At 71.2% G+C, this 14,865-nt stretch carries 10 protein-coding genes and 1 pseudogene; 5 read left to right on the top strand and 6 right to left on the bottom strand.

All coding sequences use genetic code 11. From position 1 onward, the window contains the following. Positions 1 to 94 precede the first annotated feature (94 nt). The gene (locus ABT254_RS11295) at positions 95 to 2,926 is read left to right on the top strand and encodes an SCO1167/SCO6262 family helicase (protein ID WP_351466940.1); all 2,832 of its coding nucleotides are present in this window, start codon (positions 95 to 97) and stop codon (positions 2,924 to 2,926) included. Then, on the top strand, positions 2,923 to 5,034 hold the full coding sequence (locus ABT254_RS11290; RefSeq protein ID WP_351466938.1) for an SWIM zinc finger family protein: 2,112 nt from the start codon (positions 2,923 to 2,925) through the stop codon (positions 5,032 to 5,034). The genes ABT254_RS11295 and ABT254_RS11290 overlap by 4 nt, the downstream gene beginning before the upstream one ends. 16 nt (positions 5,035 to 5,050) lie before the next feature. Here ABT254_RS11290 and ABT254_RS11285 read toward each other — a convergent pair whose 3' ends face one another. From ABT254_RS11285 to ABT254_RS11270, 4 genes are all read right to left on the bottom strand, one after another. Next, positions 5,051 to 6,259 (bottom strand): hypothetical protein, encoded by a 1,209-nt coding sequence (locus ABT254_RS11285; RefSeq protein ID WP_351466936.1) that lies wholly within the window; start codon positions 6,257 to 6,259, stop codon positions 5,051 to 5,053. A gap of 206 nt (positions 6,260 to 6,465) precedes the next feature. Continuing rightward, entirely contained in the window at positions 6,466 to 7,314 is an 849-nt protein-coding gene (gene rfbD / locus ABT254_RS11280; RefSeq protein WP_502971971.1) for a dTDP-4-dehydrorhamnose reductase, read from the bottom strand. A gap of 32 nt (positions 7,315 to 7,346) precedes the next feature. Then, on the bottom strand, positions 7,347 to 8,333 hold the full coding sequence (gene rfbB, locus ABT254_RS11275; RefSeq protein WP_351466932.1) for a dTDP-glucose 4,6-dehydratase: 987 nt from the start codon (positions 8,331 to 8,333) through the stop codon (positions 7,347 to 7,349). Next, the gene (locus ABT254_RS11270; protein WP_351466930.1) at positions 8,330 to 9,397 is read right to left on the bottom strand and encodes a glucose-1-phosphate thymidylyltransferase; all 1,068 of its coding nucleotides are present in this window, start codon (positions 9,395 to 9,397) and stop codon (positions 8,330 to 8,332) included. Before ABT254_RS11270 ends, rfbB begins: the two co-directional genes overlap by 4 nt. A gap of 224 nt (positions 9,398 to 9,621) precedes the next feature. On the opposite strand from ABT254_RS11270, the gene ABT254_RS11265 reads away from it, so the two are divergent. From ABT254_RS11265 to ABT254_RS11255, 3 genes are all read left to right on the top strand, one after another. After that, complete coding sequence (locus ABT254_RS11265; protein WP_351466929.1) at positions 9,622 to 11,622, top strand: glycosyltransferase family 2 protein; 2,001 nt, start codon at positions 9,622 to 9,624, stop codon at positions 11,620 to 11,622. 32 nt (positions 11,623 to 11,654) lie between these two features. Beyond that, positions 11,655 to 12,260, top strand: coding sequence for a dTDP-4-dehydrorhamnose 3,5-epimerase (rfbC, locus tag ABT254_RS11260; RefSeq protein WP_351466927.1), 606 nt, complete (start codon positions 11,655 to 11,657; stop codon positions 12,258 to 12,260). A 144-nt stretch (positions 12,261 to 12,404) separates the two neighbouring features. Then, a complete protein-coding gene (locus ABT254_RS11255) occupies positions 12,405 to 13,667 on the top strand; it encodes an alpha/beta hydrolase (RefSeq protein WP_351466925.1) in 1,263 nt (420 codons plus the stop codon). Between the two features lie 58 nt (positions 13,668 to 13,725). On the opposite strand, the gene ABT254_RS11250 is transcribed toward ABT254_RS11255, so the two are convergent. Together ABT254_RS11250 and ABT254_RS11245 are read right to left on the bottom strand one after the other, a co-directional pair. After that, complete coding sequence (locus ABT254_RS11250) at positions 13,726 to 14,586, bottom strand: AraC family transcriptional regulator (protein WP_351466922.1); 861 nt, start codon at positions 14,584 to 14,586, stop codon at positions 13,726 to 13,728. Continuing rightward, positions 14,583 to 14,865, bottom strand: a pseudogene (locus ABT254_RS11245) (aldo/keto reductase); the annotation flags it as partial. The pseudogene ABT254_RS11245 and the gene ABT254_RS11250, both read right to left, overlap by 4 nt.

The raw sequence follows: 14,865 nt of genomic DNA, 5'->3' as shown, positions 1-14,865 counted from the left end.
GGCCTCGGCACGGCCGCCGGAGCCGATTGTCAGACCCCGCCCGTAGAGTCGAAGACGTCTGATCCGACTCACGGGACGGGAGGTGACAGGTCGTATGAGCGACACCGCTGCGGTGGCCGCGCGTGCGGGGGAGCAGGGCGCGGGGGAGTCCGTGCCCGTCCGGCTCGCGGCCGTCTTCCTGCCCGCCCCGCTGCCCAGGGACGGCCGGATCGCCTTCTGGGATCCCGAGGGCGGCCCACTGACCGCCGGGGACACCGAGCTCACGGTCGTACGGCCGCATGGCGCGGGAGTACGGCGCAGGACCGCCCCCGCGCTCTCCCTCCCGGTCGGCGAGGCGCTGCCCCACCTCGTCCGTGCCCGCCGCGACCCGGCCGCCCACCCCGCCACCGCCTGCTGGGGCGCGGCCGCACTGCACGCGCTGCGGCTGATCGCCCGCGGACGCCTGCTGCCCGGCCTGACGGCCGCCGGTCACGACGCCTGGCGGGCCGGCCCCCTGGACCCGGAGGACATCGCGCACATCCGGTCGGTCGCCGCGGCCCTGCCGTACGAGGGCCACGCGGTCCCGCTGCCCGGCCCGGGCCCGCTCAGGCTGCCCGAGCCGGAGGCGCTGCTGCGCTCCTTCCTGGACGCGGTCGCCGACACCCTCCCGCGCACCCCCGCCGCACCGCACGCTTCCGGCAGGCCCTTCGCCGACCGCCGCCCGCAGCGCCTGCCCGACGCCCACGACTGGGCCGCCGAGGTGGCCGCCGGCATGGACGCGGGCGTACGGATCTCGCTCCGCCTCGACCTGTCGGCGTACGAGCTGTTCGACCGGGACGAGGCGGTGCGCACCGCGGGCGCCGCGATCGTCCAGGTGCACAGCCTCGCCGACCCCACGCTGATCACCGACGCGGCGGCCCTGTGGGCGGGCGAGGCGGACGCGGCGTTCGGCCCGCGCGCCCGCGTGGACGCGGCCCTCGCCGTGCGGCGCGCCGCGAGGATCTGGCCGCCGCTGGACCGGCTCTCCGAGCAGGACGTGCCCGACGTCCTGCCGCTGTACGACGAGGAGCTGGGCGAACTGCTCGGCGTGGCGGCGACCCGGCTCGCGGCCGCCGGGGTCGCCGTGCACTGGCCCCGGGACCTGGCCCAGGACCTGAGCGCGGCCGCGGTGGTCCGGCCCGCACCGGGCTCCGCGACCGACGGCACCGGCTTCTTCGAGAGCGAGGAACTCCTCCAGTTCCGCTGGCAGCTGGCGCTCGGCGGCGACCCGCTCAGCGAGGCCGAGATGGACGCGCTGGCCGAGGCCCACCGTCCGGTGGTGCGGCTGCGGGACCGCTGGGTCCTGGTCGACCCCGCCCTGGTCCGCAAGGCCCGCAAGCGCGAACTGGGCCTGCTCGACCCGGTGGACGCACTCTCGGTCGCGCTCAGCGGCAGTGCGGAGGTGGACGGCGAGACGGTCGAGGCGGTACCGGTCGGCGCCCTGGCGGCCCTGCGTGACCGTCTGACGGCCGGGGTACGTCCCGCCGAACCGCCCCCGGAGCTGCACGCCACCCTCCGCGACTACCAACTCCGGGGCCTGGCCTGGCTGGACCTCATGACCTCCCTCGGCCTCGGCGGCTGTCTCGCCGACGACATGGGACTCGGCAAGACGATCACGCTCATCGCGCTGCACCTCAAGCGCGCCCGCAGCGAGCCGACCCTGGTCGTCTGCCCGGCCTCCCTGCTCGGCAACTGGCAGCGGGAGATCACCCGGTTCGCGCCCGGCGTCCCCGTCCGCCGCTTCCACGGCCCGGACCGCACCCTGGACGACCTGACCGACGGCTTCGTCCTCACCACCTACGGCACGATGCGGACGACGGCACCGCGCCTCGCCGAGCAGCGCTGGGGCATGGTCGTCGCGGACGAGGCGCAGCACGTCAAGAACCCGTACTCGGCGACGGCGAAGGCCCTGCGCACCATCCCGTCCCCGGCGCGCGTGGCCCTCACCGGCACCCCCGTGGAGAACAACCTCTCCGAACTCTGGGCCCTGCTCGACTGGACGACACCGGGACTCCTCGGCCCCCTGAAGGCCTTCCGCGCCCGGCACGCCCGCGCCGTGGAGAACGGCGAGGACGAGGAGGCGGTGACCCGCCTGGCCCGTCTGGTCCGCCCCTTCCTCCTGCGCCGCAAGAAGTCCGACCCCGGCATCGTCCCGGAGCTGCCGCCCAAGACGGAGACGGACCATCCGGTGCCGCTCACCCGCGAACAGGCGGCCCTTTACGAGGCGGTGGTGCGGGAGTCCATGCTGGCCATCGAGACCTCGGACGGCATCGCACGCCGGGGCCTGGTGCTCAAGCTGCTCGGCGCGCTGAAGCAGATCTGCGACCACCCCGCGCTGTATCTCAAGGAGGAGGCCGCCCAGGACGAACGGCTGCTCGCGCGTTCCGGCAAACTCGCCCTCCTGGACGAGCTGTTGGACACCCTGTTGGCGGAGGACGGCTCGGCACTCGTCTTCACCCAGTACGTGGGGATGGCCCGCCTGATCACCGCGCATCTGGCCTCCCGGGCGGTCCCGGTGGACCTGCTCCACGGCGGCACACCGGTACCGGAGCGCGAACGGATGGTGGACCGCTTCCAGAGCGGCGCGACCCCCGTACTGGTGCTGTCGTTGAAGGCGGCCGGCACTGGCCTGAACCTGACCCGCGCGGGCCATGTCATCCACTTCGACCGCTGGTGGAACCCGGCGGTCGAGGAACAGGCCACCGACCGCGCCTATCGCATCGGGCAGACCCAGCCGGTCCAGGTCCACCGCCTCATCACCGAGGGCACGGTCGAGGACCGCATCGCCGAAATGCTGGAGTCCAAGCGGGCGTTGGCCGACGCCATCCTCGGCTCCGGCGAGTCGGCCCTCACCGAACTGACCGACCGCGAACTCACCGACCTGGTCACGCTCCGGAGGCCGACATGACCCCGGGCCCGGCCGACGAGGCCCGCCGGGCGCTGCGGCAGGCGCGGGGGTCGGCAGCGGAAGAACCTGCCGGCGCGGTGCGGAGAGAGCCCCCGGGAGCGGGGGTTGCGCAGCAGCCGGACGCCGAGGAGCCCCAGGCATCGACGCAGGGGCCCGAGGGACCCGGCGATGCCGCAGCCAGGCCAGGTGATGCCGCCCGTGCGGCGTTGCGCCGGGCTGTTTCGGCCAGGCGCGGCGGCGGTGTGGGCGTTGGCGACCCGCACACCGACGCGATGCCCTCGGTTCCTGGACCGGACGACGGTTCCGACAGTGCCGCGTCCCCGACGTCGGGGAGCGACCGCGATGCGGCGGAGGACACGCACGACTCCGGTGAGGGGCCAGTCGGCCCCCCGGCGGTACCGGACACCTCAGCGACTCGCCCCGCTGATGTCGCCCGTGAGGCCTTGCGCGCTGCCAGAGCGGAGTCCCGGCAGGCACGGACGGTCGCCGAGCGGACGGAAGCCGAAGCCGGTCGGCGGTCGCGCCGCCCCGCGCCGCCGAGCGACCGCACCCGCGGCGATGCGCCCCGCCGTGCCGCCGGCGTGCGGGCGCGAGACTTGAGAGACCTGCTCGCCGACAGCTTCCGCATGCCCGGCTCGGCGAACGAGCCGGAAACGGTGCTCGACGACAACGAGGCCACGAAGAAGGGGAGTTCGGGGCCGCGCGCAGCCACGCCGGAGTCCGACCCGGAGGCAGCCGTACAGACAGATACCCGCATGGATCAGCCGCGCGCCGACCGGCCCCCGACCGGCACCGCGCCCTCCACCCCCACCCCGGCCTCCCTCCCCCCACACTCCATGGCCGCCCCCTCCCGCGACGGCGAGCTGCGCCGCACCTTCCCCGCGTTCCGGTCCCGTACCTCCCGCTCCCCGGCCGACGCCTCCTTCGCCGAAACATGGTGGGGCAATGCCTGGGTCACGGCCTTGGAGGAGGGTGCGCTGGACGCCAAGCGGCTGGCGCGTGGCCGGAGTTACGCCGAGCAGGGCCATGTGGACGCCATCACGGTGACGCCCGGACTCGTGCTCGCGTATGTGCAGGGCAGCCGCCCGCGCCCGTACCGCGTCCAAGTGCGGCTGCGGACGCTGGAGGACGCCGACTGGGCGCGGTTCCTGGACGCCGCCGCCGAGCGGCCCGGGCACATCGCGGCGCTGCTCGACAAGGAGCTGCCCCAGGGGCTCGCCGACTGCGGAGTGCCGTTGCTGCCGGGCCCGCGCGACCTCGACCCGCACTGCAGCTGCCCCGATCGCGGCCACCCCTGCAAACACGCCGCCGCCCTCTGCTACCAGACGGCACGCCTCCTCGACGCCGACCCCTTCGTACTGCTCCTGCTGCGCGGTCGCGGGGAACGCGAGCTGCTCGACGCGCTCTCCCGACTGAGCGCCACGCGCGCGGCCCGCGCCGCCCAGGAGCAGGAACCGGCCCCGCTTCCCGGCGTCCGCGCGACGGAAGCCCTCACGCCCCGCCGACTACCGCCGCTCCCGGCCCCGTTGCCCGTCCCACCGCACCCCGAGCAGCCGCCGGTCTACCCGGCGGCCCCGGGCGGCCCCGACCCCTTCGCGCTGGACCAGCTGGCGACCGACGCCGCCGCCCGTGCCCACGCACTGCTCAGCACCGGCCGCGACCCGGTGGCGGAGCTGACGCTGTGGCAGGACGCCGTCCGGCTCGCCGCCGCCCGCCCCGGCTCCGGCCTCACCGCCGGCACCCGCGCCCTCTACGCCTCGCTCGCCTCGGCCGCCGGCCGCACCCCCGCCGAGCTGGCCCGAGCGGTCGCCGCCTGGCGGCAGGGCGGCCTCGAAGGCCTCGCCGTCCTGGACGAACCCTGGGACCCGCCCGCCGGACGATTCGACCGCGCCCGCCCCCTCCTCCTCGCCGCCGACCTCCCCGCCTTCAGACCCTGGCGCAACCACCTCACCCACCCCCGCGGCCACGTCCAGCTCCGCCTCGGCCGCGACGGCCTGTGGTACGCCTACGAGTCGGAGCCGGGCCACGACGACTGGTGGCCCCGCGGCACCCCGGACCTCGACCCGGTGGGTGCCCTCACGGGTTTGGGCACCCCGAACGACCTCTGAGGTAACGGTCCTCCCGTCACAGAGCCCGATGGGAGACGGTGAGCAGGTAGGTGCCGTAGAAGAGGGAGACGACGGCCAGGGCGGAGAGCAGGATGACCAGGGTGCGCAGGCTGCTGCGCGCCAGATGCCGGGCGAGCGGGAGCAGCAGCGGGAAGGCCGGCAGCAGGAACCTCGGCTTGCTGCTGAAGAAGTGGGTGCCGCCGACCGCCATCACGATGAGGACCGCGCAGTATGCGACCAGGGCCAGGGGCATCCTGTTCAGGACGCAGAAGACGAACAGCAGCAGAAACCCGAGGACGATCGCGGCGGTGGCATAGACGGCGAGGACGTCGTGCCCGACTATCAGGTGCTTGAACGTGCGGGCGGTGTAGAGACCGTAGTCGAACCGCGAACCCCACAGGCTCTGTACGTGGAAGTAGCCGACGGGGTCGTGGGTCCGCAGCCCCACCCAGCCGATGTAGCCCAGCCATCCGAGGGGAGCCACGGCGGCGGCCGCCCAGGCGCGTGGCGCGGTGGGCGCACCGGTGCGGCGCAGCTGCCAGAGATGCACGACGGCGCCGGTGACCACGGCGGCCGCCACGGCAAGGCCGTTGGGACGGCACAGTCCGGCCAGCACCGCCAGCGTGCCCGCGGTCAGCCAGCGGCGGGTCAGCACCGCGTAGAGCGCCCAGGCCGCGAAGGCGGTCATGACGGGCTCGGTGTACGCCATCGTCAGGATGATCGCGTGCGGCAGCAGCGCCCACAGCGCCACGAGGAGGATCCCGACGCGTCGTCCGTGCAGCAGCTCACCGACCGCGTACACGCCCCAGGCCGCCGCCAGGGCGGCGGTCCATGCGATGAGCAGCGCCACGTTGACCGGGCCGATCGGCAGCACTGTGTCCACTGCGCGGATCAGACCCGGGAAGAGCGGGAAGAACGCCAGGTCGTTCCAGACGGCGTGGCCGCCCTTGGGGTGGACGATCAGGCCGTAGCCGTACTGGGAGATGTGCCAGTACCAGTGGCCGTCCCACTCCAGGCCGGCCACGCTTCGCGGGTGTCTGCCGAGGTGGAGCGACCACAAGGTTGCCATGATCACCCCGGCCAGCCGCACGGAGACGAACAACGTCAGTGCCGGCAGTGCCCTTCCCAACTCCACACGCCACGGCTGCTGCTGAGGGGGTGGATCGAGTCTCGGCGCGAACCGCCGCATGAGCGTGGTGCTCGTCCGCATGGGGCTGTCGCCCATTTTTCGACCTCCTTCGCTGCCCTGCATGAGGGAGCGACCGGACGCCGGGTTCCATTGATCAGAAATCTCTTACTTCGTGAGAATCAGCGAAATTCACGGTGAGAACGGACGGCAACCCGCCGCCGTGGAGCTGCACACGAGCGGGGTGGCCGGGATCAGCGAAGGATCCGGCCACCCCGCTCGTTCAAGGGGAGTGGGACGTCGGCTTACGGCCGCTCGGCCGCCAGCAGCGCAGGAAACGCCTCCTGCAGGGCCTCGCGCCACTCGCGGATCGGCTCGATCCCGGCGGCTGCCCAGCGGTCGTGACCGAGGACGCTGTAGGCCGGTCGGGGGGCCGGGCGGACGTAGGCGGCGCTGGTGGTGGGGCGGACCCGCTCGGGGTCCGCGCCGAGCAGCCGGAAGATCTCCCGGGTGAGGCCGAACCAGGTGGTCTCGCCGCCGCTGGTGCCGTGGTAGATACCCGCCGGAGCGGTACCCGCCAGCGCCGAGTGCCCGAGGCGGACCAGCCGGTCGGCGAGGTCGACGGTCCAAGTGGGCTGGCCGCGCTGGTCGTCGACCACGTCGAGGGTGTCCTTGACGCCCTCCAGCTTGATCATCGTGCGGACGAAATTGCCGCCGCCCGCCCCGTACAGCCATGCCGTGCGCACCACGTAGCCCGCGTCCGGGAGTGCGGTCAGCACCGCCTGCTCACCGGCCAGCTTGGTGCGGCCGTAGGCGCTGCGCGGGGCCGTCGGGGCGTCCTCCGCGTACGGAGAGGCGCCGTCGCCCGCGAAGACGTAGTCCGTGGAGACCTGGAGCAGCCTGGCGCCGGTCTTGGCGCAGGCCGCGGCCAGGTTGCGGGGACCGTCGCCGTTGATCCGCAGCGCCTCGGCCTCCCGGGTCTCCGCGTCGTCGACGGCCGTCCAGGCGGCGCAGTTGACCACCACGTCGGGCTGGTGTTCGGCGACGGCGCCGTGCACCGCCTCCGGGTCCGTGATGTCGAGGTCCCCCCGGGCCAGGCCGACGCTCCGCACGCCGTCGGCCGCGAGGCGGGCCAGCAGGTCCTTGCCGAGCATTCCGCCCGCGCCGGTGATCAGCCAGGTGGAGGTCACAGCGCCGCCCGCTCCTTCAGGGGCTCCCACCAGGCGCGGTTGTCGCGGTACCAGGCGACGGTCTCCGCGAGGCCGGTGGCGAAGTCCTTGCGGGGTTCGTAGCCGAGCTCCTCGCGGATCTTCGTGCAGTCGACGGAGTAGCGGCGGTCGTGGCCCTTGCGGTCGGCGACGTACTCGACGCTGGTGTCCCAGCCGGCGCCGCAGGCCTCCAGCAGCAGCCCGGTGAGCTCCTTGTTGGAGAGTTCGGTGCCACCGCCGATGTTGTAGACCTCGCCCGGGCGGCCCTTGGTGCGCACCAGCTCGATGCCCTGGACATGGTCGTCGATGTGCAGCCAGTCGCGGACGTTGCCGCCGTCGCCGTACAGCGGGACCTTCTTGCCGTCGAGGAGGTTGGTGATGAAGAGCGGGATGACCTTCTCGGGGAAGTGGTGGTGCCCGTAGTTGTTGGAGCAGCGGGTGACGCGGACGTCGAGGCCGTGGGTGCGGTGGTACGACAGGGCGATCAGGTCGCTGGACGCCTTGGCCGAGGAATACGGCGAGTTGGGCTGCAGCGGGTGGGTCTCGGGCCAGGAGCCCTCGTCGATGGAGCCGTAGACCTCGTCGGTGGAGATGTGCACGAAGGTCTTGATGCCGGCCCGGTGCGCGGCGTCGATCAGGGTGTGCGTGCCGACGACGTTGGTGCGGACGAACTCCGCGCCGCCGTCGATGGAGCGGTCCACGTGCGACTCGGCGGCGAAGTGCACCACCTGGTCGTGTTCGGCCATCAGTTTGCCGACCAGGTCCGGGTCGCAGATGTCGCCCTGCACGAAGGTGAAGCCGGGGTGGGCGCGCACCTCGTCGAGATTGGCCGGGTTTCCCGCGTAGGTGAGCTTGTCCAGGACGGTTATCGCCACGTCCCCCGGCCCCGCGGGGCCGAGCAGCGTACGGACGTAGTGGGAGCCGATGAAACCGGCGCCGCCGGTCACCAGGATTCTCGTAGTCATGAGGAAATCTGTACCTTGCTGTGGTCGCCGAGGACGAGTCGGTGGGCTGCGGGATTGCGGGGCGCGGGGGTGACCTGGACGTTCCGGCCGATGAGCGAGGTCTCGATCCGCCGTACGCCGGTGATGGACGAGTCGCGCAGGACGATGGAGTACTCGATCTCGCTGTCGTCGATCCGGCAGTCCTCGGAGATGGAGGTGAAGGGGCCGATGTACGAGTCGCTGATCACCGAACCGGGGCCGATGACGGCGGGGCCGACGATGCGCGATCCGCGGACCTCGGCACCGGCGTCGATCTGCACGCGGCCGATGATCTCGCTGGAGTCGTCGACGTCGCCGTGGACGCGGGGCTCGAGCGTCTCCAGGACGGAGCGGTTGACCTCCAGCATGTCGGCGACGTTCCCGGTGTCCTTCCAGTAGCCGGAGATGGTCGTCGAGCGGACGTCCTTGCGCTGGTCGATCAGCCACTGGATGGCGTGGGTGATCTCCAGCTCGCCGCGCCAGGAGGGCTCGATGCTGCGGACGGCCTCGTGGACCGCGGGGGTGAAGAGATACACGCCGACCAGCGCGAGGTCGCTCTTGGGCTGCTTCGGCTTCTCCTCCAGTCCCTTGACCCGGCCGCTCTCGTCGAGCTCGGCGACACCGAACGACGTGGGGTTGGGCACCCGGGTCAGCAGGATCTGGGCGTCGGGGTGTTCCGTACGGAACTCGTCGACGAGGCCGGTGATGCCGCCGACGATGAAATTGTCACCGAGGTACATGACGAAGTCGTCGTCGCCCAGGAAGTCGCGCGCGATGAGCACCGCGTGCGCGAGACCGAGCGGCTTTTCCTGCGGAATATAGGTGACGTCGATCCCCAGCTTGGAGCCGTCACCCACGGCTTCCCGGATCTCCTCGGCGGTGTCGCCGACGATGATTCCGACATCCGTGATACCGGCGTCGGCGATCGCCTCGAGCCCGTAGAAGAGCACGGGCTTGTTGGCGACGGGTACCAGCTGCTTCGCCGATGTGTGGGTTATCGGACGCAGGCGGGTGCCCGAGCCACCGGAGAGTACGAGAGCCTTCATGGGCGGGATTCTAGCCGGGGTCCTGTTAAGCGACATACCGACGTTCCGACCTCGTTCTTCAGGCCATTCTGGGAGCCTTTTTGATCGATTTACACCATGGACTTTCAGTTTTCATAACCGAGGCTTACCTGATACCTCTACTCTTCGCCGAGCGCTTACCGGGCGGCGTCGCGCGCCGGAGGTGGCGCGGTGACTCCCCAGCAACCGAGGCGGAAAGAAGGCGCATGCCCATCAAGGTGAGCGTGGTCATCCCGGTATACAACCCGGGCCACTACATCGAGGACTGCATAGCCTCTCTTCTGCGTCAGAGCCTGCCGGACGACGAGTACGAAGCGATCTTCGTCAACGACGGTTCCACCGATGACACCCCCGAACGCCTGGACCGGCTCGCCGCCGAGTACCCGCACATGCACGTCATTCACCAGGAGCCCTCGGGCTGGTCGGGCAAGCCGCGCAACACCGGTATCGCCGCCGCCAAGGGCGAGTTCATCCAGTTCGTGGACAACGACGACTGGCTGGGCGACGAAGCGCTCGAGCGCATGTACAACTACGGCGTGGAGAACGGCGCCGACGTGATCGTGGGGAAGATGGCCGGCAAGGGCCGCCCGGTCCCGCGGGAGCTGTTCCGCAAGAACCTGCCGCAGGCGAACGTCGCGAATGCGCCGCTGATCGACAGTCTCACCCCGCACAAGATGTTCCGGAAGGCGTTCCTGGACAAGCACAACCTCCGCTACCTGGAGGGGCGCCGCCGTCTGGAGGACCACGTCTTCGTCACCGAGGCCTATCTGCGGGCCGAGAACGTCGCCGTTCTCAGCGACTACCTGTGCTACTACCACGTCAAGCGCGAGGACGCCTCCAACGCGGGCTTCCAGCGATTCGACCCGGTCGGCTATTTCAAGAACCTCCGTGAGGCCCTCGACGTCGTCGAGGAACTCACCGAGCCGGGTCCGCTGCGCGACCGGCTCTTCCGCCGCTGGCTGCGCAACGAGATGGTCGAGCGGATGCGCGGTCGGCGGCTGCTCAAGCTGCCCGCCGACTACCGCCGGGAGCTGTTCGACGAGATCCACAAGGTGGTCGTCGAACGCTTCGGACCCTCGGTCGCGGCCGGTCTGCCGCCCACGCATCAGATCGTGGCCGGACTGATCGCGGCCGACCGGTTCCCCGACCTCGAGGAGTTCGCCCGGTGGGAGGCGGAGATCAAGCCCTCCGGCGTCCTGGAGAACCTCGGCTGGGAGAACGGCAGGCTGACGATCGGTTTCACCGCCGAGTACAAGTCGGGCGGTGAGCCCATCGCCTTCCGTGCCGACGGCGAGAAGGATCTGCTCGTTCCGCCGCTGCCTCAGGCCGCCCTGGACGCCCTGGCCCTGCTCGGCGCCGACACCTCCGCCCCGCTGGGCGCGTCGAAGGCGGACCTCGTCGTGCGGGAGCGCGCGACGGCCGCGGAGTTCTTCCAGCCCGTCGAGTTCACCCGGGAGAAGGTCGCCGTGGCGGGCAGGGACGGCTATTTCCGGCAGGTGCTGCACGCCACCTCGTGGGTCGACCCGCTGTCGGCTGCCAACGGCGCCGCACTGGATGCGGGCATCTGGGACGTCCTCATCCGCATCAATTCCTGCGGGTGGACCAAGGAGACCCGACTGGGTTCCGTACGCAGCGAGGCGGCCGGGCGCGGACGCGCCGGCGCCGTCGTCGGCTCCCCGGCCCACCTGGTCCTGCCGTACTGGACCGACCCGCACGGTAACCTCTCGCTCGACGTCGGCGGGAAGACCAACCGGATCTCGTACGAGTTCGCCGGTCTCAGCGCCGCCGACGCCACCGTGACAACGGGCCCCGACCGCCTCACCGTTGCCCTGCCCCTCCACGTCCGGGGCGAGAGCGGGGTGACCCTGAAGCTGACGGACGGCGCGACCAGCCGTTCGGCCGACCTCCCCGCCACCCTGGCCGCCCGTGCGACCGGGGAGGCCGAGCTGAGCGCCGGGCTCCCGCTCGATGAGCTGGCGGGCGGCCAGTGGCGGCTTGAGCTGATCCTGCCGTCGGCCGGCGCCGGCAAGCCGGTGGCGCTCCCGCTGGCACTCGAGGTCTCCGCGAGCGGTGGAGCCGAGGTCATACCCCTCACGGCCGCCGACCCGGCCAGGGAGCCCGGGCGGCGCAAGTCCGCCGCTCGCCCGGGGAGGCCGACGTTCCTGCGCCGCGCGGCGGGCAGGCTCCGTCGGGCTCTGAAGAAGTAACCGAACCGAACCACGCGAACTAGGATCGATACGTGCGACCACTGGGCATTGACGGCGCTTGGGTACTGGAGCCCAAGGTCTTCCCCGACGACCGCGGCAGCTTCCACGAATGGTTCCGCGGCGCCGAGTTCCGCGAGGCGACCGGCCAGGACCTCCACCTGGCGCAGGCCAACTGCTCCGTCTCCAGACGGGGCACCCTGCGCGGCATCCACTTCGCCGACGTTCCGCCGAGCCAGGCCAAGTACGTCAAGTGCGTACGCGGCGCGGTCCTCGACGTCATCGTCGACATCCGTGTCGGATCGCCGACGTACAAGCAGTGGGAAGCCGTCCGGCTCGACGACGAGACCCATCACGCCGTCTATCTGTCCGAGGGCCTCGGCCACGCCTTCTTCGCTCTGACGGACGAAGCGACCGTGGTTTATCTCTGTTCCGAGGGTTACGCCCCCGAGCGTGAGCACGGTATCCATCCGCTCGACCCGGATCTCGCCATAGCGTGGCCGGCCGGTGTGGAGCCGCTGTTGTCCCCGAAGGACGAGCAGGCGCCGACCCTCGCCGAGGCGGAGGCGCAGGGTCTGCTCCCGGCGTATGAGGACTGCGTCACATACCGCAGGTCCCTCCGAACGGCTGACGGCTCCTGACCTCCGTTGACGCCCTTTCCGGGAAAACAAGAAAGAGGTATGGGCTTTGTCCCATTAGCGTTTCTTGGGGAACGCGGAAGGGTCCGCAACCCTCCTCCTGGGTGACGGAAAAACCACGGGCAAGGAAACCGGGGACTGAGTGGCATGGGTTTGACCAGCGAGACGACTGTGTACGTGATGGCGGCCGTGGCCGCCATTTGTGTGGCGCTGTTGGTCTGGCTGTGGCCACGGCTCGCCAAGCAGGGCGTGTGGCAGGTACTCGGGCGGCTGGCGGCCGTCGGAGTGGCCCAGGTGACGATCCTCGCGGCTTTCGCGTGCTGGCTGAACTCGTCGTACCAGTTCTTCGGATCGTGGGGCGAGCTCTTCGGCAACGTCGACACCGCTCCCGTGGGTGTCACCCAGGCGGGGGGAAACAACGACGGCGGGGCCATCACCGGTGTCTCCGTGAAGGGCGCCCTCATACAGCCCAACGGCAACGAGCAGTTGAACCGGGTCAGCGGACTGCCCACCGGTCCCGCAGCGGTGAACGGGCGAGTCGAGTCCGTGAAGGTCATCGGCCGCCGCACCGGCGTCGTCGACCCCGCCTTCGTGTACCTGCCGCCGCAGTACTTCCAGAAGGCGTACCACCGGCAGCGCTTCCCGGTGATCGTCGCGCTCAGCGGCTACCCCGGCAGCATCTTCAACCTCGCGCAGTACCTGCGGGTGTCGCAGACCGCCGGAGAGCTGCAGAAGACCGGTCAGATGCAGCCGACCATCATGGTGATGATCCGGCCGACGATCGCCCCGCCCCGCGACACCGAGTGCGTGAACGTTCCTGGCGGACCGCAGACCGAGACCTTCCTGGCGAAGGACCTGCCGGACGCCCTGAAGTCCACCTACCGGGTGGGCCACGACGCCACCGCCTGGGGCGTCATGGGTTACTCCTCCGGCGGCACCTGCGCCCTGCAGCTGACGATGCGCAACCCGCACGTGTACACGACGGCAGGCGCCCTTTCGCCCGACTACAAGATCAAGGACGACCCCACGACCGGCAACCTCTTCGGCAGCGGACTGGGCCGCGTCAACCGGATCAACGGGCACGACCTGATGTGGCGGCTCAAGCACCTTCCCGTGCCGCAGGTCTCCGTCCTGGTCGCCGACAGCAAGCAGGGCGAGCGGGGCTACCCCGAGACGCTGGCCTTCATCAAGGCGGTCAAGGCGCCCATGCGGGTGGTGTCGATCCTGCCCGACCACGGCAGCCACAACTTCCCGACCTGGGTACGGGAGATGCCGGCCACCCTGAAGTGGATGAACCAGCAGCTGACCTTCCCCCAGGACGTCGTGCCCCGGCACCTCAAGAAGCCGGACCACACCTCGGTGCGTGCCTCGGGCCAGGAGCCCTCGGAGACCCCGACCCGGCGCAGGTGACGATCCCGCCCGCACCGCCGTCGAAGCGGTGAACGGCGGGCGCGAGCAACGGTCACGACTACCGCGAGCCGTCGAAGTCAGTGCGTCCAACGGCCGGTTGCGGCTGCGGTGAGGGAACCGCGGGGCCGTACGGACCCTCGACCGCGGGCGTGGAACCGGACCGGCGTATGGCCCGCGGGCTCGCCCCGAGTTCACGGCGGCAGGCCTTGTTGAAGGCCTGGAGGTCGGCGATGCCCACGGCCGCGGCGATGGCGGTGACGGACAGGGTGGACGACAGCAGGAGATGGCGGGCGCGTTGAAGGCGCCGGTGCCGGATGTACGAAACCACCGTGTGGCCGGTCTCGGCACGGAACACCCGCGTCAGGTGGGTGTGGGAGACCCCGACGGCCTGGGCCACGTCCGGTACGGACAGCGGGCCCGCCAGGTGCACTTCGATGTAGGCCTGCGCCGCTGCCACGAAGGGGTGGCTGCGCCCGGCTCCCTCGTCCCTCGGCAACTCGGCGACGCGCCACAGAGCGGTCCAGACCTCGGCGGTGGCACGCGGGGAAGAGGACGGCATGGCCGCGACCGCGTGCCGGAGCAGCTCGGCGAGGCGCGTGCTCTCGGCCCCGGCGTCCTGCATCACCGGGACCGATCGCGCAACTCCCGTGTCGCTCAGCCGCAGATGGACGTAGAGGTGCTCGGACCTGCCCCGGTAGCCGAAGTGAACCTCCGTGTCCGGGGGCACGAGGCTGACATGACCGGGCCTGATGGGGTGGACGGACTGCCCGAGGGACAGCGTGCCCTCGTAGTTGTAGAGGTGCAGCTGCCACAGACCGGGCAGCCGGAAGACTTCGTGATCGGTGGCGACACCGTGTACCCCGATGCCCACGGCCGCCACGGTCGGCGGCTCGTCGAGCCGCAGTGTCACCACCTTCATGAGGACGGAAAGAGGGGGCGCCGCTCGTCGCTCGGGGTGGGCACATCAGGCCTGATCAGGCCCTGCGCACGCAGTTCGTCCCAGAGGCCGTCGGGGACGTGCTGGGCGTGCAGTTGGACGTTGCGCCGGACCTGTTCCGCGGTGCGCATGCCGAGGGTGACGTTGACGACGGAGAGGTGTGTGGAGGGGAAGGCGATGGCGGCGGCGGGCAGGGTGGTGCCGTGGGCCTCGCAGACCTCGGCGATGGCCGATGCCCGCTGCACGAGCTCTGTCGGGGCG

This window comes from Streptomyces sp. NPDC001137 (genome assembly GCF_040298885.1).
Taxonomy (GTDB): Bacteria; Actinomycetota; Actinomycetes; order Streptomycetales; family Streptomycetaceae; genus Streptomyces.
The sequence above is the reverse complement of the archived record's forward strand: the minus strand, read 5'-3'. Positions and strand labels throughout refer to the sequence as shown.

Excerpts from the sequence above, each read along its gene's own strand:
- ABT254_RS11295 (WP_351466940.1), top strand. The coding sequence starts at position 95 with ATGAGCGACACCGCTGCGGTGGCCGCGCGTGCGGGGGAGCAGGGCGCG.
- ABT254_RS11290 (WP_351466938.1), top strand. The coding sequence starts at position 2,923 with ATGACCCCGGGCCCGGCCGACGAGGCCCGCCGGGCGCTGCGGCAGGCG.
- ABT254_RS11285 (WP_351466936.1), bottom strand. The coding sequence starts at position 6,259 with ATGGGCGACAGCCCCATGCGGACGAGCACCACGCTCATGCGGCGGTTC.
- rfbD (WP_502971971.1), bottom strand. The coding sequence starts at position 7,314 with ATGCTCGGCAAGGACCTGCTGGCCCGCCTCGCGGCCGACGGCGTGCGG.
- rfbB (WP_351466932.1), bottom strand. The coding sequence starts at position 8,333 with ATGACTACGAGAATCCTGGTGACCGGCGGCGCCGGTTTCATCGGCTCC.
- ABT254_RS11270 (WP_351466930.1), bottom strand. The coding sequence starts at position 9,397 with ATGAAGGCTCTCGTACTCTCCGGTGGCTCGGGCACCCGCCTGCGTCCG.
- ABT254_RS11265 (WP_351466929.1), top strand. The coding sequence starts at position 9,622 with ATGCCCATCAAGGTGAGCGTGGTCATCCCGGTATACAACCCGGGCCAC.
- ABT254_RS11255 (WP_351466925.1), top strand. The coding sequence starts at position 12,405 with ATGGGTTTGACCAGCGAGACGACTGTGTACGTGATGGCGGCCGTGGCC.
- ABT254_RS11250 (WP_351466922.1), bottom strand. The coding sequence starts at position 14,586 with ATGAAGGTGGTGACACTGCGGCTCGACGAGCCGCCGACCGTGGCGGCC.